Here is a 24,315-nt window from a genome sequence, read left to right as displayed (position 1 = left end):
CGAATGGAACGAATCATGCCAAACCAAAAAATGTGTGACCGCTATTCTTCATGAAAACCCAATTTTTTGTGCTTTGTTTTTTTAAGAATTTCTTTAGCAACTATATCTCTCCCCCTATCGTTCCAATGCCTATCGTATATTAGCGTTACAGGTTTTTCACTTTGCTTCAGGCTTTCCCCGATTTTGATAAACCTGTAATTATTTATTTTGAGGTAGTCTAAAAATTTTGAAGGGGTGATCGTCTCATCTATCAGAAAATAAAATCTTTTTTTGTCAAAACCATAAGTGCTTACCAGTGATTCAAAATTTTTTAAATATTCTTCGTATTTGCCTTTCCCATTATTTTGTTTGTTTTGATTTGTACGTGCATTTTTACCTTTGTTTTTAAACCTGATCAGATACTTGGTGTCGTTTACAAAACTTCTGATATTAGATATAACACCAATACTATTAAGGTAAACGAGAAGCTTGCTCTTTTTGATCAGTCTATTGGTTTTTGATTCTAACGCTAGTCGGCTTTGTACAACTTCATACTTTGGTCTTGTAAGGTCGTTTTCAAATTTTAACCCTAAGATTACGATATCAATCAAATCAAATTGCTCTTTGTAAACGTTTATTAGGTGCAGTTGGTCGGCCAGATCATAACCTGCATATCCATATTCGTAAACTTCTACCTTAGGTAGCTTATTTTCTATTTTTCTACCTATGGAATTATAATAATTTTGATGAAAACCTTCAATGAAAGAGTCGCCAACAAGAGCTATTTCTACCTTCTCCCTAGAAGGTGAAAATTCTCGGTACGAATTGAAACCAGAGCTATTGATACGATATTCCGAAAAATTCTGCCTACGGTTCCCCGTAACGGAATGCCCTTTTTGGTTCGGCACCCATTTTTCAACTTTTCGTTCGTCTGCAAACCTAACCGGCGTGTCCTTGGCCAAGTGGAATACACGCACCAGTATTTCCAAAGAAATTACAAAAAGAATACCGTAGGAAAATAATTTGATAAAAAGTTTTTTCAAAATCAAATACGATTAAAATTGAAAGTATATAAAGGATCTATCCACATTATCATCATAAAATAGGAGAATAAGCAATATCACCAGTGAATATAATACAAAACGAACGTATTTATTCTTGAACTTGAAAGGGTTTCGCTCATCCCTACGTATCAAATATTCATAAAAGACAAAAACTCCTATAAGTACAAAGTAATCTATCATTCTGTATCCCATGGGATGTCGATACTCCGAATATTCAAAGTTTAAAAAAATCCTGGATATATAGTTAAACGAATCGGTCAAGGATTCCGACCTAAAAAATATCCTTGAAAAAGTCACTATTGAAAAGGTCAAGATCAATTGTCCCAATTCTTTGATTGTGGGCAGGACCGTATTTTCTGCAACTACCGAATTTTTATAAATGGTATTTCTGCCCATAAGAAAAACAGGAATAAAGGCCAACGCATGAAACGCACCCCAAAAAATAAATGTCCAATTGGCACCATGCCAAAATCCACTGACCAAAAAAATGATACAAATGTTCCTTACCGATAATAGTTTGCTTACTCTTGAGCCACCTAACGGTATATAAACATAGTGCCTAAACCAAGTGGATAGTGAAATATGCCATCTTTGCCAATATTCCGCTACATTTCTGGAAAAATTGGGGAATTTAAAGTTGGACATCAGCTCGATGCCAAACATTTTTGCCGTACCGATAGCCATATCGGAATACCCGCTAAAATCCCCATATACCTGAAAACTGAACAACGTGACCCCCAAAATCAGCGTAGAGGCAGGGTACATGCCATAATTGGCAAAAATATCATCAACAATGGGTGCCAGACCATCGGCTATGACCATTTTTTTGAACAAGCCCCATAATATCAGTTTAATGCCTTCAACAGTTTGGTCATAGCTGAAAACCCTTTTTTTCGTAATCTGGCCCAGTAGATTGGAAGCCCTCTCTATAGGACCCGCCACCAATTGTGGAAAAAAAGCGACAAATGTTGCAAAGGACAATAAATTCTTAGTGGGTTCAATACGTTTGTAATAAATATCCAGTGAATAGGACATCGTCTGGAAAGTATAGAAAGATATACCCACGGGTAAGATGATATTCAACGTCCAACTGCTCTTGATCGTATAGCCGAACAGTTGGAACATATCCATAAAAGAATCGGCAAAGAAATTATAGTATTTAAAAAAGCCCAACAGGGAAATATTGAAAATAATACTGGCCCAAAGCCAAAATTTTTGTTTTTTCCTATCGGTATCGTTTTTGTGTATTGCAAGACCTACCATATAATCTACGATGGTACTCGCCATGATCAAAAAAAGAAAACGCCAATCCCAAAGACCGTAAAAAAAGTAGCTGGCCAACAATACCAAAAGATTCTGAACATTTATCCTTTTATTGAAAACGAACCAATAAAGCATAAATACAACAGGTAGAAAAATAAAATACTCCAGTGAATTGAATAGCATTTAGTTTCTCCGGTTTTTAAAGATCCATAATTATAAACTCCACCCTTCTATTTACCCTATGCTTACTTTCAGGACACTTGACACCATTTTTGCATTCATTCATAATATGTTGTTCTCCAAAACTTTTTCCATCAATCTTGGATGTTTCAACACCTTTTGATGCTAAATAGTCCATAGTTCGTTTCAGTCGCCTTTCGGACAACCACATATTATACGCACCACCGCCACGAGAGTCGGTATGTGATGTCATCTGAATTTTTAATTTGGGGGAGTTTTTGAATAGCTGGGCCAAGCTATTTAACTTGTTTTTAGATTCTGGATTAAGATAAGAAGAATTCAAATCAAAATAAACACTTCCTATTTGTTTAATTGTATTTTCTATATCCGATTTTCTCGTTTTTTCTATATCATCTTTATCCTTTTGCAACTGTGCCAGCCTTGCCATTTCTTTTTCATGCTCCAATCTCTTTGCCAAAAGCTTTGCCTTCTCTAGGTATTCCAGTTCGGTTGCCAAGGAATCTTGGTATATCTTTTCTTTCTTTTCTATGGCCTCTAATAGTTCCAGCTTTTTTATTCCTCTTTTGGTCAACCCTTTATTGATATCAAATTGATACACGATTGCAGCTGCATGTTGCAGCTGTTTTGTGGATTTCTCTGCTTCTCCCAATCCCCATTTTCCGATAGTATTCAAATCAATACCCCATTTTTCATTAAGCCATATCCTAAAACCATAACCTGCGTTGAGTGTGGTCCTTGCAGCACCACCGATTGAGCTGTACCCAGCCCCCATGTGTACATATGGATCAAACCATCCGGTATGGCCCACTATTTTATTTAGGTCGTAACTCCCCATAAAATCAAGTGCAAAGTAATCACGTTCCGTTGCGTTTATTTGACCGTCAACTAATTTTCCTTCCTCATACTTGTTGTACGTTCCTATCACGGTCACTCCAATACCGTTTTTCCAAAACTTACCAATACTTAACCTTGATGGGTAGGGAACTGCGTTCCAAGTATCCTTGATCCTAATAAAGTCCCAACCAAAAGGTGTAGCGGAATCATCGACAATGTTATATCCTACTCCAAACATCCATGAGCTTTGTACGATGGAGTCTTTAGGCGCTATATTTATTTCTTGGCACGCAACAATGTTAACAAAACCGCATACCAAAACGAATAGACAGAGCTTAAATATTTTCATTACGTAAAGATTTGGGAGTTAGGTAACACAAAATTATTCCAAATGAACAAAACGGTAAACTTACCACCGTGAAGCGTAGAAATACTCGATATTAGGAACGTAACTTGATGCGTTGGTTATTTAAAAGAAATCGTCTTTGCGGTAAGGGGTATTTTATATAGACGAAAGGGAGAGGTGCTTGATGTTACATCAGCTTTATTTAGAGGTTCTTTAGCTACGTTGAAGGTTATGGTTTCATCATCCTCTTTGACCCACGAAAGTTTTGGCATTACATTGCCATCAACTTTTCCCGAACATATGGCGACAACCATTTCTTTGGTAAAATCAATTGTCGGAACGGGTATTCCCGGTTTTCTGGTTTTATTGACCTGTGCGAAAAAACCATGTAGTTCCTTATTGTTTCGAATGACGACATTTTCAGATGTTTCCGAACCGGAATAATTATCCTGTAAAATCATATTTGGGGCGTACCGGGACGAATCGTACTTTGTGTTCTTGGCAGACTGGGTTTTGCACGAAATTGAGAGTGTAAAAAAAAGGAGTACTAAAAAACGCATATTAGTATGAATTTTTAAATCTGGATCTATATGCCCTCTCATACACTTCCTCATATAACGGTAGAATATTTAAAATATCGAAGTTCAAAGCAGTTTCTACAGCTCTCTCCTTAAACCTTTCTAGAACTGTATCGTCTTTTAGTATGCTGAGGGCATTTTGCGCCATTTCGTCAACATTGCCTACATCGCTCAAATAACCCGTAATACCCTGTTTGTTTACCTCGGGTATTCCTCCAGTATTACTGGATATTATGGCTACTTTGTTAATCATGGCCTCCAAAGCCGCAAGACCAAAACTTTCCGATTCCGATGGTAGCAAAAACAAATCGGAAAAACATAGAATTCTATCTATTTCGTTACTGTTCCCCAAGAAAATCACTTTATCGGAAATACCCAATTGTTCGCACAAAAGTTCGGCACCTTCTTTTTCGGGCCCCTCGCCTACCATAATCAATTTGGCGGGGATACTTTTTTGAATTTTCTCGAAAATGCGGATTACATCCGGTATACGTTTTACCTTCCTGAAATTACTGATATGGGTGACTATTCTCTCGTCATCATTTGCCATTAGCGAACGTTGACAGTCGGTAAAGCTTGAACTGTATTTTCTCTTATCAATAAAATTAGGAATTACCTCAATCTCCTTTTTGATATCAAAGATATCTTGAGTGCTCTGTTTTAAATTTTCTGATACCGAGGTAACCACATCTGACTTGTTTATGCTGAATGTAACCGCAGGCTTATAAAAAGGATGTTTACCCACCAATGTAATATCGGTCCCGTGAAGGGTAGTTATCATAGGAATGTAAATGCCCTCTTCCTTTAGCATTTGTTTGGCCATATAGCCTGCATAGGCATGGGGAATGGCATAATGTACATGCAGTAATTCAATACCGTATAATTTTACCGTATCTACCAATTTACTGGATAAGGCCAGCTCATAAGGTTGGTATTGAAACAATGGATATTCAGGAACGTGTACCTCGTGAAAATGGATTCTGTTGCTCAAAAGCTCTAGACGCACTGGTTGTTTGTAAGTCACAAAATGCACTTCGTGGCCACGGTTGGCAAGGGCAATGCCCAGTTCTGTCGCAACCACGCCACTACCACCAAAAGTTGGATAACATACTATAGCAATCTTCATTTTACTAAATTACTATTTAATTTATGATAGCATCATAAATAGCCTGTTGAATCCTGGTTCTTAAGCTTGATTTGACCAAAAGTGTGTTCGATGCGGTAGGATAGGTCCTATTCGAAAGAAAAACATAAACGATTTCTTCCTCTGGGTCGGCCCACGTATACGTGCCTGTAAAGCCACTGTGGCCAAAGCTTTTTCGAGAGACGCAACCACAGGTAGGGTTGCCGCTCCTTAAATCGGGCTTGTCAAAACCAACACCACGGCGTACATTTTCATCGCAAAAATAGCACTTATTGAATTTTTCAATGGTACGTGAATCCAAAAAACGCTCGCCACCATAAATGCCGCCTTGCAGGTACATTTGCATGATTTTGGCGATATCGTTAGAATTGCTGAAAAGTCCGGCATGGCCTCCCACCCCGCCCTGCATGGCGGCGCCCATATCATGAACATAACCCTGTACTACATCGTACCTGTAATATTTATCGATTTCAGAAGGCACAATTTTATTCTTTGGAAACTTTTCCAACGGATTATAGGTGGTCTTATAAGCTCCCAGCGGGTTGTACAAAAAATCGTTGGCCAAGTTATCTAGGCGTTTTCCATAGGTATTTTCAATGTATTTTTTAAATACATAATAGGCAACATCACTGTATCTGTATCGGTTGGATTTTAACTCTTGTCTACCGATTCTATTATAAATTGAATCTTTGTAAGCATCGGTCAGGTATAGTTTATCGGTTACCTTAATCGAAAATCCATCAGAAGGCGATGTTCTGTAGAATTCGGTCGAGGGTTTTCTTTTTTTGTCCAACGTGCTTACATAAAAAGCGATCCAAGCCGGTAACCTACCATAATGGGACAAAGCCTTCAAAACCGTAACGTCTTTCAATTCAGATTCCGCATAAGCAGGTATCATATCTTGAAAAGTGGTGTTAAGGGCTATTTTATTCTCTTCCTCCATTTTCATGACCATGGGTACGGTCGCCAGTATTTTGGTCAAGGAGGCCAAATCAAAAATATGCTCGTTGGTCAAAATCTCTTTTGACTCGTATGTGGGCTTTCCAAAACTTTTGTTATATATGACCTTGCCCCTACGGGCAATCAGCACTTGGGCTCCAGGGAACATCAAGGAATCTAGACCTACCTGTACCAAAGTATCTACTTGAGTAAGTTTTTCTGAGCTAAAACCTACACGTTCCGGAAAACTATATCCCAACCTATCCAAATCGTTTAGCAAAACTCCAGTACCTGCAGGAAATCCAGACCCTATGCTAACAGGCAATTTTCCCTTGGCGGGAATCGCCCCAAAAAGTAATTGGGCCATTTTTTGTTGCGCCAGTTCACTATTTTGATATCCGACCACTACAGCATCCAAATTATCAAATGACGTAACATCCAATAGCGAATAGGGCTTCGTATAGGTTGTAAGAATGGTATTTGAACCTCTATCCCTAGCTATCTCTTCTAACCAAAACAACTCATTATCAGTAAATTTATATCCTTTCCAAGGGCTAGCATTACTCTTATGCAAACTAACTATTACCAAATTGTACCCGGTGAGTTTCTTTTTGAGACTAGCGACATCCTTTCCATCAATTTCATCGACTATGGTGTATTTATTTAGCTCCTTTAGAAATGGTGTACCGTCATCATCACCGAATTTCACATAGGCGATTTTTTTATTTTCCAGTTTTTTGATGGGTAAGAGTGAAAAGTTGTTTTTTACAACGGTGATCGCATTTTCTATAGCTTCTTCATATAGTAAATCATCTGCCAATGTATTCAAATCCTCATTAAGGCTATCCAAGACAACAGGCTCATATTTATGTAAGCCGACTTTGAATTTGGCCATCAATATTTTTTTGACGGATTGCGATAATCGCTGCTCTGTTATTCTTCCCCTTTCATATGCCTTAAGCAGTGCTTCTTTAGCCTTTTCTAGGTCTTTGGGCATCAACAACATATCATTACCTGCCAAAAAAGCAGCAAGTTCGGTTTTACCATCTTCGGCATAATCCGATACGCCTTTCATATTCAATGCATCGGTAAAAACCAGGCCTTGAAAACCCATTTCCTCTTTTAAAATGCCGGAAATAATCTGTTCGGATAATGACGATGGTATCTCCTCTTGTATTTCCAGAGCGGGTACGCTCAGATGGGCGACCATGATACTGCTCAATCCTTCTTGAATCAAGTTTTCGTAGGGATACATTTCTATACTGTCCAACCTTTGTCTTGTAAAATCGATTTTGGGTAGGGCTTTATGAGAATCTACCGATGTATCGCCATGCCCGGGAAAGTGCTTTCCGCTGGTCAGTACACCCGCGCTTTGCATTCCCTTCATAAAAGCGATACCATTGCGCGTAACGCTATTCCTGTCCTCACCAAAGGAACGATTCCCGATAATTGGATTTTTAGGATTTGTGTTGATGTCAACATCCGGTGCAAAGTTGATATGCACTCCCAGACGTTTAGCATGCTCCCCTATTCGTTTACCCACCTTTTCAACGATAGAACTATCGGTTATCGCCCCTAAGGTCATATTCCATGGGAAAGCATAGGTAGAATCTAACCGCATGGCCAAGCCCCATTCCGCATCCAGACCCACCAACAGTGGTGTTTTGGATAATGCTTGATAGGTATTCGTGAGTTTAGCCTGCCGTACCGGACCTCCTTTTGAAAAAATAACTCCACCTATTTGATGCTCGGTAATAAGCTTTTTTACCTTGTCGGTATTTGTTTTGGTATCGTTCGAAGCGACCATTACCATAAACAATTGACCAATTTTCTCTTCTAAGGTCATTCCGTTATAGGTTGAATTTACCCAACCCTGTTGAGCGAGACTATCGGAAACCCTTAAAGGGTTTTGCTGACCATTGGCCCAAAAGAAGGCAATCAAAAAAGGGAAGATAAGATAGTGTAATTTTTTTTCCATAGAAAGTTATATATCGTACTAACTAAAAAGCTTACAAATTATTGCATTTCATCGATTAGGACAATGTATATATAGGGTTTTATGGCAAAAGTTGTACCAGAATCACATGAAACGGGCGTGCCAACTCTCGGAAGCGGGTACTTCCCAATGTTCCAAATACTCTAGCTTATTGGTAACCAGATTATTAAAAACGATAGTGTTTGAAGAAACTGCCTTTTGCTTGGCCATTTTTTTGAAATCGCTCAATGGTTTATATGCGATGTATTCGCCCTGTTTGTAAGATACGTTCATTTTATCCAACAAATCGATAGCGTATTTTTTCTCCAAAGATTGAATGAAATGTACCGAAGCGTCAATGGAGCAACCGGAAGCGGAAGCCATAGATTGGTCCAATCCCAAGACTATGAACCGATTATATCGTATTTCATAACCAGCTTTCAAATTGCTCCCGTGTGCAGTCCAATGAGTCAAAAAATCATCAAGGGCCGCAGAAACCTCTTGCAATTCATCTTTGGTAAAACTACGGTTGGCTTGGTATATCCAAATTCTTGAAGTTTCGGGAAGGTCGTTGAAATCTACTAACATAGTTAAAATTCAAATATCAAATTCAAAAACAACATTGTGAAAAAATACGTGATGTTTATTTTAAGGCAAAAAAACTTATAAATCCTCGGCAGTGGCAATGAGCTCCGCAATATCCATGACTGCAATACTGGCTTCCTTTTCTTTGTTTTTTACCCCATCTGTCATCATCGTATTACAAAAGGGACAGCCCGCAGCGATAATTTCGGGCTGAGTTTCCAGTGCTTGCTCTGTGCGCTCAATGTTGACATCTTTATTGCCTTTTTCAGGTTCCTTGAACATCTGGGCACCACCGGCGCCGCAACAAAGTCCCCTACTCTTGCAACTTTTCATCTCGACCAGTTCGGCATCCAACTTGCGGATCAAATCCCTGGGTGCCTCATATACATTGTTGGCACGGCCTAAATAGCAAGGGTCGTGAAACGTAATGCGTTTTCCTTTGAATTTACCGCCTTCTACCGATATTTTTCCCTCCTCCAATAATTGTTTTAAAAATTGGGTGTGGTGAACCACTTCGTAATTACCGCCCAAACCGGGATATTCGTTTTTTATGGTATTGAAGCAATGCGGGCAAGCGGTAACGACCTTTTTTATTTCATAGGCGTTCATGACTTCGATATTGGTAACCGCCTGCATTTGAAATAAAAATTCGTTCCCCGCACGTTTCGCAGGGTCGCCCGTACAGCTTTCCTCGGTACCCAAAACGGCAAAATTTACATTGGCTTTGTTCAATAACTTTACGAAGGCTTTGGTAATTTTTTTGGCCCTATCGTCAAAGCTTCCGGCACAGCCCACCCAAAATAAAACCTCAGGCTGTTGTCCTGCCGCTGAAAGCTCGGCCATTGTAGGTACTTTAATCTCGTTGCTCATATCAATTTTCTTCTACCCAATTAAGTCTGTCCATCTGATTAAAAGGCCATGGAGCTCCATTGTTTTCAATATTGCCCATCATATTGTTCAAATCGGTCGGGGCAGCGGATTGTTCCATGACCAAATACCTTCGCATGTCCATGATTATCGATAAAGGGTCAATACTTACGGGGCAAGCTTCTACACAAGCATTACAGGATGTACAGGCCCATAATTCCTCTGGAGTAATATAATCGTTCAATAACTGTTTACCGTCATCTGTGAATTTCCCTTTATTGGCATCTATATTTTTTCCTACTTCCTCTAACCTGTCCCGGGTATCCATCATTATTTTTCTTGGAGACAGTTTTTTGCCCGTTTGATTGGCAGGACATTCACTCGTACAGCGTCCACACTCGGTACACGTATAGGCATTTAGCAATTGTACCCAATTTAAATCGGATACATCGGATGCTCCAAACTTTTCAGGTTCGCCCGCATCATCTTCCACCGGTGCAGCAAAGGGGTCCGCATCCGGATCCATCATTAACTTTACTTCGTTGGTAACGGATTCCAAATTATCAAATTGACCTTGGGGCCGCAAGCTACCATAGTAGGTGTTGGGAAAAGCCAATAAAATATGAAGATGTTTAGAATAATACAGATAATTCAAGAAAGCCAATATACCCAATATGTGCAACCACCAAGCTGTTCTTTCAATCAATATCAGGGTAGAGGTGGACAGTCCTTCAAATAGCGGCGCAATAAACTGACTTACAGGAAACATTCCCGCTTTGGTATAATGGGCTACATTCAATTGTTGCAATTGATAGTCTGCCGCATTCATGGTCAAAAACAAGAACATGAGAACCAATTCTATATAAAGAATAAGATTACCGTCTTTTTTGGGCCATCCTTTCATTTCGGGTTTTAAAAAACGCTGCAACTTGATCACATTTCTACGTAACCAAAAAATGACAACGGCCACTATGACCAAAAAGGCTAAAACTTCAAAAGATGCTATTAGAAAATCGTACAACGCACCCAATGGGGCGAAAACCCTATGAGTTCCCAAAATACCATCCAATATGATTTCAAGAACCTCGATATTTATAATTACAAAACCCACATACACGATAATATGTAGAAAACCGGCAATGGGCCGTACCACCATTTTGGTTTGACCTAAAGCGATTTTCGCCATATTTTTCCAACGTTGCGGTTTGTTATCACTTACATCTACATCTCTGCCCAATTTAATATTTCTGGACAGGCGTTTTACATTTTTGGCAAAAAAACCAATACCCAAAACCAAAGCGATAACAAATAAAATATTGGGGAGATACTGCATATTCTAATTCTCGATTTTTTCTGCCGGATCTTCCTCTGGCAACGTATAGTCTTTCTGTTTTTTACCAAATACCGATACATTTACGTACCGTTTGGGATTGAGCCTAAAATCTTGAAGCAACAAATCCAATTCGCGCGAGGCGTTGGACAAATTATCATATAATTCTTCGTTATTGGCCAATTTACCCAAAGAGCCCTCTCCCTTTTCTATTTTACCCAAAAGCATATCTAGGCTCGCTATCGTAGATTGTAAGCCCTTCATGGTCTTACCAAGTTGCATATTGTTCAGTGAATCTGATAGTTTGGCAAAATTTTCGGTAATCTTCCCAATATTTTGGATAGACCCGTCCAACTGCTCTTTGTTATCGTTTAGCAATGTATTTAAACCATTGGCGCTCTGTTGAAAACTCCTGACCAGCAAATTAAGCCCTTTTATACTTTCACGCAATTCCCTTTTGGTATCATCATCCAAAATTTCGTTTACGTTGATCAAAAGAGAATCTGCATTCGAAACGGCATCCTCGACCTTTAGCTGTAACGGAGTTAATTTTTGTTGTACCAGCTCTGTTAGACCGGGGCGTGTATCGGTTGCTAGCGTATCTCCTGTTTTAGCCATTCTAGACCCATCAAAAGCAGGTCTTATCTGTATACCCTTACCACCGATTATACCTGTATCGTACAACTCTGCCCTACTGTTCTTGGAAAACTCCAAACTGTTGTTTACGGAAAAGGTTACGACCAAACTTCCCGACCTATCCTTAAACTTGATATCCTGTACCTTGCCTACGGTAAGCCCATTGATGGTTACTTGGGTACCCGGCTGCAGACCACCAACATTTTTGTATACCGCATAAAAGGTCTTGCTATCATCAAAAAGTGGTGATGCCTTTAAATAGCTATACCCCATAATAAAGAGAAGTATGCCCCCAATAACGATAATACCTGTTTTGATTTCTCTGGATAGTTTCAAAAAGATGTTTTTTTGATGCCTAACAAAATTAGAAATAATTTTTAGAAGGCGGTTATTATTCGGATACGTATTTTAGTGCTTCCTTAATAGGTATACGAACCCCGTCTTTGTATGATACAACATATGATGACGTGTATCCTTTGGCATCGGCATTGGATTTTAATAGTTTGGCCTGTGAATAGGAACCTGTATCACCATACATGTACCGGTATAAGTTTTTAAATGGCTCTTTGGTCAAGGTATTGAGTCCCTTAAAATTTTCAGGAATTAGGCTGATGTTCTTTGAACTTGCCAAAATTTGTACCTTGAATACGATATGGGATGCGTCTTTGTTTATTACAGCAGTATTATCAACAGGTTTTTTCTCTTGTACTATCTCTTTTTTGGGCTCCTTTAATGCAATCGATCCTTGTTTTTCGGACTTGGTCTCGGTTTTCGCTTCAACAATCTTTTTTTCCACTACCATGGCTTCCTTCTTCGGAGCCTCTTCTATTTTGTTCGCTACGTTTTCTTTTGTAGCTGTCTCTGGATTGTTTTTTTCAATTATGGGTTCGCCATCCAATGCAGGGGATGTTTCTGTTTTTGTGATTGCATCCATCGGTTTTACTTCGTTCCTGTACTGTAAAATAGCTTGTGCAATAGCATTTCCCATTTCTGACTGCCCTTTTTTCGAATTTAGATAGCTACCCTCATCCTTGTTGGTCAAAAAACCCGTTTCTACAAGTACACTGGGCATAAAGGTTTGGTGCAGAACAATAAAACCCGCTTGCTTGACTTTACGATCGGTTCGCTTTAATTTACCCGAAAAGTTATCCTGCATCATTTTGGCCAATAAAATACTTTGGTCCAAGAACTCCTCTTGCATTATGGTAAGGCCGATGACCGATTCGGGCGAATTTATGTCATATTTGGCATACCGATCTTGATAATTATCCTCTAAATAGATAACGGAGTTCTCTTTTTTGGCAATCTCGAAATTCTGCTTGTTCGCATGCAGCCCAAGAACAAAAGTACCTGCCCCATGTGCATCGGAGGAGTGGGAATCACAGTGAACCGACACGAATAAATCGGCATTCGCCTTGTTCGCTATTTCCCCCCTAACGTAAAGGTCTATGAAAGTATCATCGTCACGGGTGTAAATTACTTTTATGTTTTTCTCTTTTTCCAATATCTCACCGACCTTGAGCACAATGTTCAAGGCAATATTTTTTTCCAGGTAACCGTTACCCAAATTCCCGGGATCATGCCCCCCATGACCAGCATCAAGAACAACTACGAAAGGTTTATTATCTTCGATATCATTCTTGATAAAAGAAAATAATGTGCAGATTAAGAAAAAAAGTGGGATAAGGTAAAAACGTTTCACAGTCATAGTATTCTTGCTATTTTAATGCTCCCGCTATGGTTAAATTTATGGTAATGTACTATTAGGAGAACAAAAAATATATGTAAGTTTGAACTCCAAATACTGAGCCAAACCTTCACAAAAATAGGATTTAAAGCATTGCAATCAAATAAACATTATATCCTTTTCCTATTAATGCTGTTCTGTGGCATTGGATGCCTATCCGCTCAAGAAGACCGTATAAAACCCCTTCCCATAAAAGCGTTGGGCGATACCATAGTGGCCCCGTTATTACCTCCTACGATACTACAAGATACTACGGTAACGGATTCTATCGAGATAGATTCGCTGAACAAAAAAAGGCCACTTTTACTCGATAAAATAAAATACAAGGCAAAAGATTCCATCAAATTAAGCCAAAAAAACCAAAAAATATACCTGTATAACGAAGCTGAAATCTATTATCAAGATACTGAACTAAAGGCGGGTATCATTATAATGGATTATATTAAAAACGAAGTATATGCCGGACGAATAAAAGACTCTTTGGGCAACTATTCCCAACTCCCCTATTTTAAACAGGGTGAAAATGTGGTAATCCCCGATTCCATTCGTTTTAATTTTGATACTCAAAAGGCACTTATCTGGAACTCAAGAACCGAACAACAAGCCGGTTTGGGGCAATTGGGCAGTGATGCCATGAAGGTCTACGCTGAAATCACCAAAAAAGAAAATGATTCCGTTTATTTTCTGAGCGAAGGAAAACTAACCACCTCTAAGGATACCATTGATCCCGATTATTACATACGGGTGAAAAAAGCAAAATTTGTACCCAAGAAAAAAGTTATTGCCGGTTTCAGCAACCTGTATATCGTTGACATACCAACACCCATTGCATTACCGTTTGCCTATTTCCCACTATCTACAGGGAGAGTCGCCGGTGTTTTGATGCCCACTTTTGGCAATGACCCTAACCGTGGTTACTTTCTACAAAATGGAGGGTATTACGTACCCATAGGCGATTATGCCGATCTCACCCTTACCGGGGATATTTACACCAATGGTAGTTATGGAATAAGAACGCAGTCCGTTTACATGAAACGTTACAAATATAGGGGCAACGTAAATTTCAGGTACGAAAACCTAATAACCAGTCAAAAAGGTTTTGATGATTATACCCGAAGTACTATTTACAACATTCAAATATCACACTCCCAAGATCCCAAAAACAATCCAAATTCCCGGTTTTCGGCATCAGTCAACCTGGGTAGTAGCACATATTTTCAGAATTCACTCAACAGAATCAATGCGGCAAATAGGCAAAACAACAATCTATCATCATCTATATCCTACTCCAAGACCTTTACAGGATACCCATCGGTAAACCTTAATGTAACGGCCACACATAACCAAAATACCAATACCGAGGTCATAAATATGACCCTACCCACTTTGCAAGGTAGTGTGGAGCGTATTTTTCCGTTTGCAAAAAGAGACGGCATAAAAAAAGGAATTTTGCAAAACGTGAACTTTCAATATAATGTGAGGGCGGAAAACAGAATACAGACTACTGACTCTCTTTTTTTTAAATCCGGCATGTTTGATGATGCCAAGGTCGGCGCAAGGCATACCATACCATTAAGCACCAATTTTAAAGTAGCCAAGCATTTTAGTGTGACCGTGGGAGGAAATTATGAGGATGTTTGGACCTTGAACACATTTGAACGTGAATTTGACCCCGAAACCAACCGGGAAATCGTAACCGATACCATTAATGGTTTTGATCGATATAATCGATATGGTTTAAGCGCCAGCATAGGAACAACGTTATACGGTACTTTCAATTTTGGGGAAGATAAAAAGATACAGGCTATACGGCATGTAATGCGGCCGCAGATCAGTTATGGTTATGCACCCTCGTTCGAACAGTTCTACGATACTTTTTTGGATGAGAACAATCAACCTTTTTTGGACACTAATGGCATGCCCCGGCAATACAGTAGGTTTGAAGGTACGTTGAACGGTGCACCGGGCCTTACACAATCTAGCTCAATGACCTTTTCACTACAGAATACCTTGGAGGCCAAAGTGCGAGATAAGGATTCAACCGCAACCGAACCCAAAAAAATATCGTTGTTGAGCAACTTCAATCTAGCCACTTCATACAATTTTGAAGCAGATTCCCTTAAGCTTGCGCCCATTTCGCTAAATGGGGCAACAGCGCTGTTCAATAAAAAAATGGCCATAAATTTCAGAGCTATTTTAGACCCCTATGCCATTGACAACAATGGCACCCGTATCAATACGTTCAATATCCAGAATGGCGGGAGTTTATTGCGCTTACCACAGGCCAGTGCCAACATTTCCTATTCTTTGAGTAGTGAGATTTTCAAAAGTAAGGAGGATAGGGAACCAGAGGACGAAGAGAACAGTTACAATGCAGCCAGTGGAGGGCGTACAGACGATTTGTTCGGATACGAAAACGACCCCAATAGTCGCGATTTTGATAATCGTTCCTTAGATGGTAGCGATGAAGATATTGAAAACCCCATATATGGTACCAAAATACCCTGGGACGTTCGTTTGGCCTATGTCATAAATTACTCCAATAGAAACAGAGATCCAAATATCACGAACCATACCCTTATGTTTTCAGGGAACATACAACTCTCCCCTAGATGGAGTCTTCGGGGGAATTCGGGGTATGATTTCGTAGGTAAAGGGTTTGTAAATACAAACTTGGGCTTTCAGAGGGATTTAAAGAGTTTTACGCTAAGATTCGACTGGACTCCTTTTGGCCGTTTCACCAGTTGGAATTTCTTTATAGGCATCAAAAGTTCATTGCTGAAAGACCTTAAATGGGAAAATAGAAGCCAGCCCCCGATCATTGTGAGATAAATACATGAAAATATAAATTGATACATGAAAAAGATAATCACCACTAAAAAAGCCCCAGCCCCAATAGGCCCCTACAACCAAGCAGTACTTTCTGGGAATACGCTATATATCTCGGGGCAAATACCCATGAATCCCGGTACCGGAAATCTCATAGAAGGTGACATCAAGGCAGAAACGAAACAATCCATGGAAAATTTGAAGGCCATTCTCAACGAAGCTGGAATGACTTTTGAAAATGTGGTAAAGGCGTCTATTTTTGTAAAGGATATGCATCAATTCAACGCCATAAACGAAGTCTATGCTTCTTATTTTAATACAGATACAGCTCCTGCAAGGGAAACGGTCGAAGTAGCAAACCTTCCCAAGTTCGTAAATGTGGAGATTTCAATGATCGCGGTAAACTAAGTTAGATATTCTGTTTGTGAAATTCCACCAAACCATCAATAGGTCTTTGGCGAATGACACCTACGACCAAATCATTACGCTTTAAGACTTCAATCAACTCATCTTTGAGATAATGCGCTATACTCCCTACAAAATGTATGGGAACCTTGGTCGCCAACTCAAACTGCATGATGTAATTGTTTACGAATTGCTGAAACCCTTTGTCTATGACCCCTTTACTGTACGGATGTTCCTTGTTTTCTACCAAAAAACGGGCAAATGTCGCCAAATAGGTATTGGGGTTTGGTTGTTTGTATAAATTTTCTTTTATAACGTCAGCATCCAAGTCGTAGTTTTTTGCAAATTTAATGGCCAAATCCTGAGGCATTTTGTGAAAGTAGTAATCACGGATCAATTTTCTACCAAAAAAGTTTCCGCTCCCGTCATCCATAGGAATATATCCTAAAGACGCTACCTTTTGAAAAAGCTGATGACCATCGTAATAGCTACAATTGGATCCCGTGCCTAAAATACATACAATACCTTGATGACCTATTTTGGTCGTGGCGAAAATTGCCGCATAGGTATCCTCTTTTACCTCAACTTTTGCCTTTGGAAAAAAATCGGTGAAAATTTCATGAAGAAATTTTTTCATACGGTCTGTTCCGCAACCCGCACCGTAGAAATGCAATCTGGTTACCTCGTCCCTATTTTTGGAAAGTTCAAAGTTATTGGCCAATCTATCCTCAATTACGGTCCTAGTAAGAACTTCTGGACTTAGCCCTAGGGTCTGGGTCAAAAACAATTTTTCACCTTTTTCGTCCAAGGCAATCCAATCTGCCTTTGTAGCACCGCTATCAACAATTAGAATCATACTGTTTCTTTTAAAAAAATATTCCTGAAAATAAGCATTTTCAGCCTGTTTTCAGGAATACATGTACTAAATAAAAATTATAGGCTCGCTACATGCTGGGCTAGGTCTACCATTTTGTTCGAGAAACCTGCCTCATTATCGTACCAACAGATTAACTTGAAGAATTTGGAATTCAATTCGATACCTGCACCTGCATCAAAAATACTGGTACGTGGGTCGCTCACGAAATCTTGGGAAACCACAGATTCATCGGTATAACCCAAAACTCCTTTTAATTCACCTTCCGATGCTGTTTTGAAAGCTTTCTTTATTTCCTCGTATGAGGTTTCCTTTTGCAAGCGTACGGTCAGATCAACCACGGAAACATCGGCGGTGGGGACCCTAAACGCCATCCCGGTCAATTTACCTTCCAACGCTGGAATGACCTTGGTTACCGCTTTAGCTGCACCGGTAGATGCGGGTATGATGTTCAATAATGCACTTCTACCACCTCTCCAGTCTTTTTTGGATGGACCATCAACCGTCATTTGTGTTGCGGTAGTAGCATGCACGGTCGTCATCAAGGCTTCCTCTATACCAAAACTATCGTTCAGTACTTTGGCCATGGGCGCCAAACAGTTGGTCGTACACGATGCGTTGGAGACAATTTTATCCGATGCCATTACCTCATTGTGGTTAACGCCCATCACGAACATTGGCGCATCTTTGGATGGTGCGGAAATCACTACTTTTTTTGCACCACCATCAATGTGGTACTGTGCAGTTTCCATAGTTGTGAATATACCTGTACATTCTGCTACTATTTCAGCACCGGCAGCATCCCACTTAATATTTTTTGGGTCTCTTTCGGCAGTGATACGAACAGTTTTGCCATTTACGACCAAGTGGCCGTCCTTAACCTCAACAGTGCCATCGAACTTGCCGTGAACCGAATCATATTTTAAAAGGTATGCCAAATGCTCAACATCCAACAAATCATTAATGGCCACTACATCTACATCACCTCTTTTTATGGTAGTCCTAAAAACCAATCTACCTATTCTTCCAAATCCGTTAATTCCTATCTTTAAATTTGACATTCTCTTCTTTTTTAGATTAAAATTATGTTGTCATTATATCCGAAACCCGTATGAGCTCCTTATCTATTTTTGTATGTCCTTTTATGGCCTTGCTTATTGGTGTTAGGGTTATTTCGTTATTTTGGATACCCACCATAAAGTTAGATTTGCCCTCTAAAAGGCTTTCTACCGCCTTTACTCCCATTCTGGAAGCCAGAACGCGGTCAAAACATGAAGGTGCCCCACCTCTTTGCAGATGGCCCAATACGGAAACACGAACATCGTAGATAGGCAAATGCTTTTCTACGTAGTCCTTGAGTTCAAAAACATTTTCTCCAGTTTTATCACCTTCGGCCACAACCACGATACTTGATGATTTTCCTGATTTTTTACTCCGCTTTAAGGACTCCAACAAACGCTCCAACCCTAAATTTTCTTCCGGTATCAATATCTCCTCTGCTCCGGCACCAACACCTACATTCAAGGCAATATGCCCAACATCCCTTCCCATGACTTCCACAAAGAAAAGACGGTTGTGCGAACTGGCCGTATCACGAATTTTGTCAATGATCTCTACAACAGTATTTGTAGCAGTATCAAAACCTAGGGTGTTTGATGTACCGAAAATATCATTGTCAATAGTGCCCGGTATACCTATAATGGGAAAATCGTATTCTTTGTTGAAGACCATGGCCCCGGTAAAACTACCATCGCCCCCGATGACCACCAAAGCATCAATACCTTCGGCAATCAAATTATCATATGCTTTTTTACGGCCTTCAGCAGTTCTAAAATCGTCACATCTTGCGGATTTCAAAATCGTACCACCCTTATTGATGATATTGTTTACGCTACGGGCATCCATAGGTTTAAAATCGGCCTCTATCATACCTTGATAACCCCGATAAATGCCTACGCAGTCTACTTTCAAGTATGCGCAGGTCCTAACAACGGCCCTAATGGCCGCGTTCATGCCCGGTGAATCGCCCCCCGATGTAAAAACACCTATCTTTTTAATCTTTGATTTCATCAAAAAATTTAAGCCAACAAAATTAGGAAACTTATCTGAATAAAGGAATTGTAAAGCAGTCTAATTTAGAGTGTTCAAAGGGTTTCAAACGTTTTCGTTGATAATTATTTTATTAACAGCGAATGAATGTATCATAACTCTTTTTGTTTTTTTGCAAACTGGATAAGACTGTCCTTGCCTATAATGGCATTATTGGGAAGTTTTTGTGACTTTGGCCGATTCTTTTTGGAAGGGTCTTTTTTAAATATTTTCTGTAAAAGCTCCCCAAATGTATTAAAATCAACTTCATAGGAAAGTCCTACGCCTTGCGTATACCCTTGTGTGTCCGCCAAAAACTGTCGAATCTCGTTCTCACGATTAAATATTTTGGCACTAAGCGTGCCCTCATCGTTCAAGAGTACCTGTACCTCTACATCACCAGCTACAACAGTTTCGCTTACGCCCCCGCCGACCGGAACACCAAGCCGACCGTTTACCAAGACCCGATCGCTTATTTTGGTAGAAAGTGTGACCCCAACCCTGTTTTCCGTTTGAATATCTGCGTTCGCATCCTGTATACCCTGTTCATAGGACAAGCCAAAATCCAGTTTATCGTTGCCATTGCCGAATACTTGGTTTAGTATGCCTAACCCAGATTGCAGGATGTTACCAGTAACGGCCTGTTGGTTGATACCTGTTTGTTCGTTTACAAAAGTACCTTGCGCCAATAAAAATAAGGCATTGCGTTCCTCTATGGTAGGATCTTGCAATCTATATTGCAATTCTGACTTTACGATAGAATTTGTACCTGGAAAATCTATGTTCCAAGAAATTTCCGGTCGTTCCAACTGTCCTCTAAGCCTTACCACCACCTCCGTAGGAATTCTACGGCTATAACCCGCGTTATCGAGTAATGGCGCAGGGTTGGCGTTAAGGGCATAAATCGCTTTCATATCCAAATTCGCATCCAAAGGATCTCCGTTCCAGTTTATTGTCCCTCCCGGCTCTACCAGAAATGTCTTGTCGATTATGCCGCCGTATTTATAATTATACTCTCCCGTTACTACTACAAACCCACCGTACATTTCAAACTTGTCCCGTGTGTTGATCCGCAACAAAACAATACCTGCTCCGGTGCCTTTAAGGGAACTCCCCGTTTTTGGATCTATAATTATAGATACTTCGGCATCTGGGGTCACATCTAGGTTAAATTCCAGTTCTAGTCCCTCGACATCATTTAACGTTCGTTGTTCTTCTTCCGTTTTTTCAGCATTTTTATCAATAAAATTGATAAAAGAATAATCACCCACCGTAGCCACGTCGCTCAAAGGTATTTTTAATGAGGTACCCCTTGCGGTTTCACCATCTACCGTAATGGTGAGTGCTTTGGTTGGGCCAAAAATATTTCCGGTACCGTTTAAAAAACCGGTACCGAAGTATAGTTCGTCCTCATCATATTCCGTATTCAGAATTAGGAACCTATCGTTGTTGGTATCCACATCCAAATCGAGGCTCCAATCCCCAAATGCTTTATGCTTAATAGTGCCGTTCAAAGTCGCTTTTGTATTTTCCGCAACATCGGTAAGCTTAATTTTTTGAAAGTCAAAAGTTTGGTTATACAATCTAACGGTTGAGTTTTTTCCAAAATCATAGTCTACATTAAGATACGGTATACCGATACCCGCATTGTTCAAGGTGAGCAAACCGCTAATATCGGGGTTTTCAATATCGCCCCTTATTTGTGCCGTACCGCTAAGATTACCTCGAATGTTTTCAATGACACCCTCTCCCAAAGGACTAAAAGGCGATAAATCAAAGTCTTTGAAATCTGCCATTAAATTGGCTTTGGGCTGCTTGTTTTTATTAGTTACATTACCATTAATGCTCAATTTTTCGATGCCCTTATCCTTGAGTTGGGTACTAACAATAAAATCCGATAGGTCACGGTTTCCCGCAATACCAATGTTTAAATTGCCCAATCGCATATCATTGATGGAAAAATCCGATATATCCAGATTTGAGGTAGGTAGGTAGATGTTGTTTTTTTGCAATATATTCAACGTACCATTTACCTCACCCCCTAGTTTTAAACTGTCAATAGCGGGAGTGACCTTATCCAAAGAAACTATTTTGAACTGTAACTGCAAATCTTTAAAGGTAGAGTCGGCAAGCTGCCCCTTAAGCCTAATTTGCTCTTGGTTGTTATTGTTCATCACCACATCCTCAATAGTGATGCTGTCCAAAGATCGGTTCAAAATGACTTTGTTCTTGCTGTTACCGTCCTTGTTCAGCACCCATACATTGTCTTTAAAGCTAATATCTGACTTTTTAAGCCCGATCACCGATTTGTTCTCTTTGTTGAAGGTGTGGTAAAAGTTGAGGTTGTAACTATCGTTGTAATCGCTACCGCCCTTGAACTCTGTTCTAAAGAACAAGGTATCCTTTAAGGTTGTATTTATCAAGTTAAAATCCTGTACATCATAATAACTGGTAAAAACCTCTTCTACTGAAACAAACGTATTGTATAAGGGGTTTTTATTATCCACCTTTATGTCAATATTGTTCAATTCGTTACCATATGCGGCAATTCCGGGTGACTTGAAAGTAAGTTTAAAATCGCCTTCGTCCGCAACAATATTACCTCTGATAAACGTATTTGGTCCAAATTTTACTTCAGGAAAAAACACATCCACTATTTTATTGTAAATCTTAAAATTAAAATTCAACCGTTGACCATCTGAAATTTCAAAAGGCTTGTAATTGGTATATATGCTACCAACGGAATTTTGAACAAGTTTTCCCAGTTCATTTACCTTAAAGCTACCTTTCATATAACCCGTTATGATGTCCGGGGAGTTGATATCTATGGTTCTAACGGAATCATTTTCAAAAGATGAGGATATCTTAAAGTCATCAAAGAAATAGGTGTCGTTCTTGTTTTGATAGTTGGTCTTTGTAAAGTTGATATCCCCTGCGATATTATCTAGGGTGTTCCCTGTAATATCCATATTTACATTTCCTTTAAAAATGGAAATGCTATCATTTATAAAATTGAGTTTCTTCAGGTCGGCATAATCAACCGATGCAATAAAGTTGAAATTGTTTCGCTCCGAACTAAAATCTGCCAACCCCTTAAAACTGAACTGGATATTATCATCATTACTTTGTAATGAACCGTCAAACAACTGATCTTTTAAAATACCAGAGACTTTGAGGTTTTTGTAGGTGTATTTGTTGAACGTAATGGAATATACTTCGCCGATAACCTCCGTATTCAGGCTTTTTTGAACAAAGCCCTTACCTTCTACATTAAAATCCAATGTGGTTTTTCCCAACTTATCGTTCTCGGCAAACCTTCCCAAATCAAAATCGATAAGAGATACGAAACCTTCGTAAGAAGCGGTATCAATATTATTGATGTTGGTTAATTTCAAGTCAGAATAGCTACTACCGATCGCCGTATTGATATTTACCTTGGATGTAATCGAGTTTTCGGTAACAACGGCATTTCCCCGTATAGTGAACTGACCTAATTTTTGAAAGGACGAAGGCAATGAATTACCTATTAAATTGGGCAGTAACGCACGCAATTGATAGTAGCTAGAAGTGACATTTTTCATATCGGCCTCCATAACAAAAGAGCGCTGTTTATCAAATAAGTTTTTAAAATTGAAGTCTCCCCGTATTCCCGTATTGCCTGAAAGTGCGAACAAATCGGTAACCTGTAAGTCATTGAGCACCCCGTTGGCCCTAGAGGAAAAATTTACTTTTTTACCTGCGCCAAACTGGTCGTATACCAAATTGATCTCGTCCAGCGCAATATCGGAGTCCACAAAATCTGCGCTTATATTGACCTTGTTCAAAAAGTCGGCAAAATCCTTGCGATTGTAATCAAATACCAAATTACCCTTGATATTCGACTTTGGGGTCTTTATGCCCAAAGAATCAAACCGCATCTGTTGTTTGGTGTATTTGAAAACAGTAGATAATTTTTGTACCGTAACCCCCCTTTTGCTATTAAGCGATAGCGCTTTAATTTGGGTAGTAACCTCAGGACCAAGTATTTTGAAATCAGTAGCGTGTATGTTGAGGCCTTTAAAGTTTAAGGTTTCCTGGTTTTCTAGGTTTTCGTCAATCAGTCTAAATCTACTATTGTTGATCGTGACATCATCCGAAGAAAAGAAAAAAGGTGGGGTACCTGGTGCTCTTGGCTGGCCATCGTCCAATTTATCTATAAAGACTTCCAGATTGGTGTTTCTTTCCCCAAAGTATGTTTTTAGCTTAAAGTCGAGACTGTCAATATCTATATCCCCAAATTCCAATTTACCGCTGGCCAAATTACGAACGCTCAATATTGACGTTGTTAGTTCATCAATGTAAAAAAGGGTGTCTTTTTGATAATCTTCTACATAAACACCCCGTAGTGATGTATCCCATGTGAGTAGCGAAATACGAAGTCGGTCAATATTTATTTTGGTATTGAACTCTTTGTTAATGGTATCCGTGGCATATTTCGCCAAGCTGGTCTGCACCGTTGGCAGCGACAGGATTATGGTACCCAAAACGCATAGTAATAACACGACCAACAGCGTTCTAATCAGTATTTTCCTTAATTTTTTGATAGGGCTTTATGTTTTACCTTTGTTGTTCAATTTTTATTCCAAACCCAA

17 protein-coding genes are annotated in these 24,315 nt (G+C 39.5%); 2 read left to right on the top strand and 15 right to left on the bottom strand.

Translation table 11 applies throughout. The features are described 5' to 3' along the window. Nucleotides 1-41: 41 nt before the first annotated feature. The 11 genes from HYG79_RS15415 to HYG79_RS15365 all read right to left on the bottom strand — a co-directional run bounded on the left by HYG79_RS15415 (nt 42) and on the right by HYG79_RS15365 (nt 13,449). Nucleotides 42-1,022 (bottom strand): SGNH/GDSL hydrolase family protein, encoded by a 981-nt coding sequence (locus HYG79_RS15415; RefSeq protein WP_179242958.1) that lies wholly within the window; start codon nt 1,020-1,022, stop codon nt 42-44. A 12-nt stretch (nt 1,023-1,034) separates the two neighbouring features. Next, a complete protein-coding gene (locus tag HYG79_RS15410) occupies nt 1,035-2,441 on the bottom strand; it encodes an MBOAT family O-acyltransferase (RefSeq protein ID WP_317168460.1) in 1,407 nt (468 codons plus the stop codon). A gap of 64 nt (nt 2,442-2,505) precedes the next feature. Then, entirely contained in the window at nt 2,506-3,690 is a 1,185-nt protein-coding gene (locus tag HYG79_RS15405) for an OmpA family protein (RefSeq protein WP_179242956.1), read from the bottom strand. 116 nt (nt 3,691-3,806) lie between these two features. Continuing rightward, on the bottom strand, nt 3,807-4,247 hold the full coding sequence (locus HYG79_RS15400; RefSeq protein ID WP_179242955.1) for a hypothetical protein: 441 nt from the start codon (nt 4,245-4,247) through the stop codon (nt 3,807-3,809). 1 nt (nt 4,248) lies between these two features. Further along, complete coding sequence (gene bshA, locus HYG79_RS15395) at nt 4,249-5,391, bottom strand: N-acetyl-alpha-D-glucosaminyl L-malate synthase BshA (protein WP_179242954.1); 1,143 nt, start codon at nt 5,389-5,391, stop codon at nt 4,249-4,251. A 16-nt stretch (nt 5,392-5,407) separates the two neighbouring features. Continuing rightward, the gene (locus tag HYG79_RS15390) at nt 5,408-8,326 is read right to left on the bottom strand and encodes a glycoside hydrolase family 3 N-terminal domain-containing protein (RefSeq protein ID WP_179242953.1); all 2,919 of its coding nucleotides are present in this window, start codon (nt 8,324-8,326) and stop codon (nt 5,408-5,410) included. A 102-nt stretch (nt 8,327-8,428) separates the two neighbouring features. Next, on the bottom strand, nt 8,429-8,911 hold the full coding sequence (locus tag HYG79_RS15385) for an ABC transporter ATPase (RefSeq protein ID WP_179242952.1): 483 nt from the start codon (nt 8,909-8,911) through the stop codon (nt 8,429-8,431). A gap of 75 nt (nt 8,912-8,986) precedes the next feature. Further along, nucleotides 8,987-9,778 (bottom strand): (Fe-S)-binding protein, encoded by a 792-nt coding sequence (locus tag HYG79_RS15380; RefSeq protein WP_179242951.1) that lies wholly within the window; start codon nt 9,776-9,778, stop codon nt 8,987-8,989. A 1-nt stretch (nt 9,779) separates the two neighbouring features. Beyond that, nucleotides 9,780-11,108, bottom strand: a complete 1,329-nt coding sequence (locus HYG79_RS15375; protein ID WP_179242950.1) for a (Fe-S)-binding protein — start codon at nt 11,106-11,108, stop codon at nt 9,780-9,782. A gap of 3 nt (nt 11,109-11,111) precedes the next feature. Continuing rightward, nucleotides 11,112-12,077: an MlaD family protein gene (locus HYG79_RS15370; RefSeq protein WP_179242949.1), complete on the bottom strand. Its 966-nt coding sequence runs from the start codon at nt 12,075-12,077 to the stop codon at nt 11,112-11,114. A 55-nt stretch (nt 12,078-12,132) separates the two neighbouring features. Next, nucleotides 12,133-13,449 (bottom strand): N-acetylmuramoyl-L-alanine amidase family protein, encoded by a 1,317-nt coding sequence (locus tag HYG79_RS15365; protein ID WP_179242948.1) that lies wholly within the window; start codon nt 13,447-13,449, stop codon nt 12,133-12,135. 168 nt (nt 13,450-13,617) lie between these two features. On the opposite strand from HYG79_RS15365, the gene HYG79_RS15360 reads away from it, so the two are divergent. Together HYG79_RS15360 and HYG79_RS15355 are read left to right on the top strand one after the other, a co-directional pair. Then, the gene (locus tag HYG79_RS15360) at nt 13,618-16,320 is read left to right on the top strand and encodes a putative LPS assembly protein LptD (RefSeq protein WP_228027996.1); all 2,703 of its coding nucleotides are present in this window, start codon (nt 13,618-13,620) and stop codon (nt 16,318-16,320) included. A gap of 24 nt (nt 16,321-16,344) precedes the next feature. Beyond that, nucleotides 16,345-16,725, top strand: coding sequence for a RidA family protein (locus HYG79_RS15355; protein WP_179242946.1), 381 nt, complete (start codon nt 16,345-16,347; stop codon nt 16,723-16,725). A 1-nt stretch (nt 16,726) separates the two neighbouring features. Here the strand turns inward: HYG79_RS15355 and HYG79_RS15350 are convergent, their stop codons facing one another. The 4 genes from HYG79_RS15350 to HYG79_RS15335 form a co-directional block, all read right to left on the bottom strand. Continuing rightward, a complete protein-coding gene (locus tag HYG79_RS15350) occupies nt 16,727-17,578 on the bottom strand; it encodes an N-acetylglucosamine kinase (RefSeq protein ID WP_179242945.1) in 852 nt (283 codons plus the stop codon). Between the two features lie 77 nt (nt 17,579-17,655). Beyond that, complete coding sequence (gap, locus tag HYG79_RS15345; RefSeq protein ID WP_179242944.1) at nt 17,656-18,657, bottom strand: type I glyceraldehyde-3-phosphate dehydrogenase; 1,002 nt, start codon at nt 18,655-18,657, stop codon at nt 17,656-17,658. Nucleotides 18,658-18,679: 22 nt separating this feature from the next. Further along, on the bottom strand, nt 18,680-19,666 hold the full coding sequence (gene pfkA / locus HYG79_RS15340) for a 6-phosphofructokinase (protein ID WP_179242943.1): 987 nt from the start codon (nt 19,664-19,666) through the stop codon (nt 18,680-18,682). Nucleotides 19,667-19,797: 131 nt separating this feature from the next. Continuing rightward, on the bottom strand, nt 19,798-24,207 hold the full coding sequence (locus tag HYG79_RS15335) for a translocation/assembly module TamB domain-containing protein (RefSeq protein ID WP_228027885.1): 4,410 nt from the start codon (nt 24,205-24,207) through the stop codon (nt 19,798-19,800). Nucleotides 24,208-24,315: the final 108 nt, after the last annotated feature.

It is taken from the genome of Costertonia aggregata (assembly GCF_013402795.1).
GTDB lineage: Bacteria > Bacteroidota > Bacteroidia > Flavobacteriales > Flavobacteriaceae > Costertonia > Costertonia aggregata.
The sequence above is the reverse complement of the archived record's forward strand: the minus strand, read 5'-3'. Positions and strand labels throughout refer to the sequence as shown.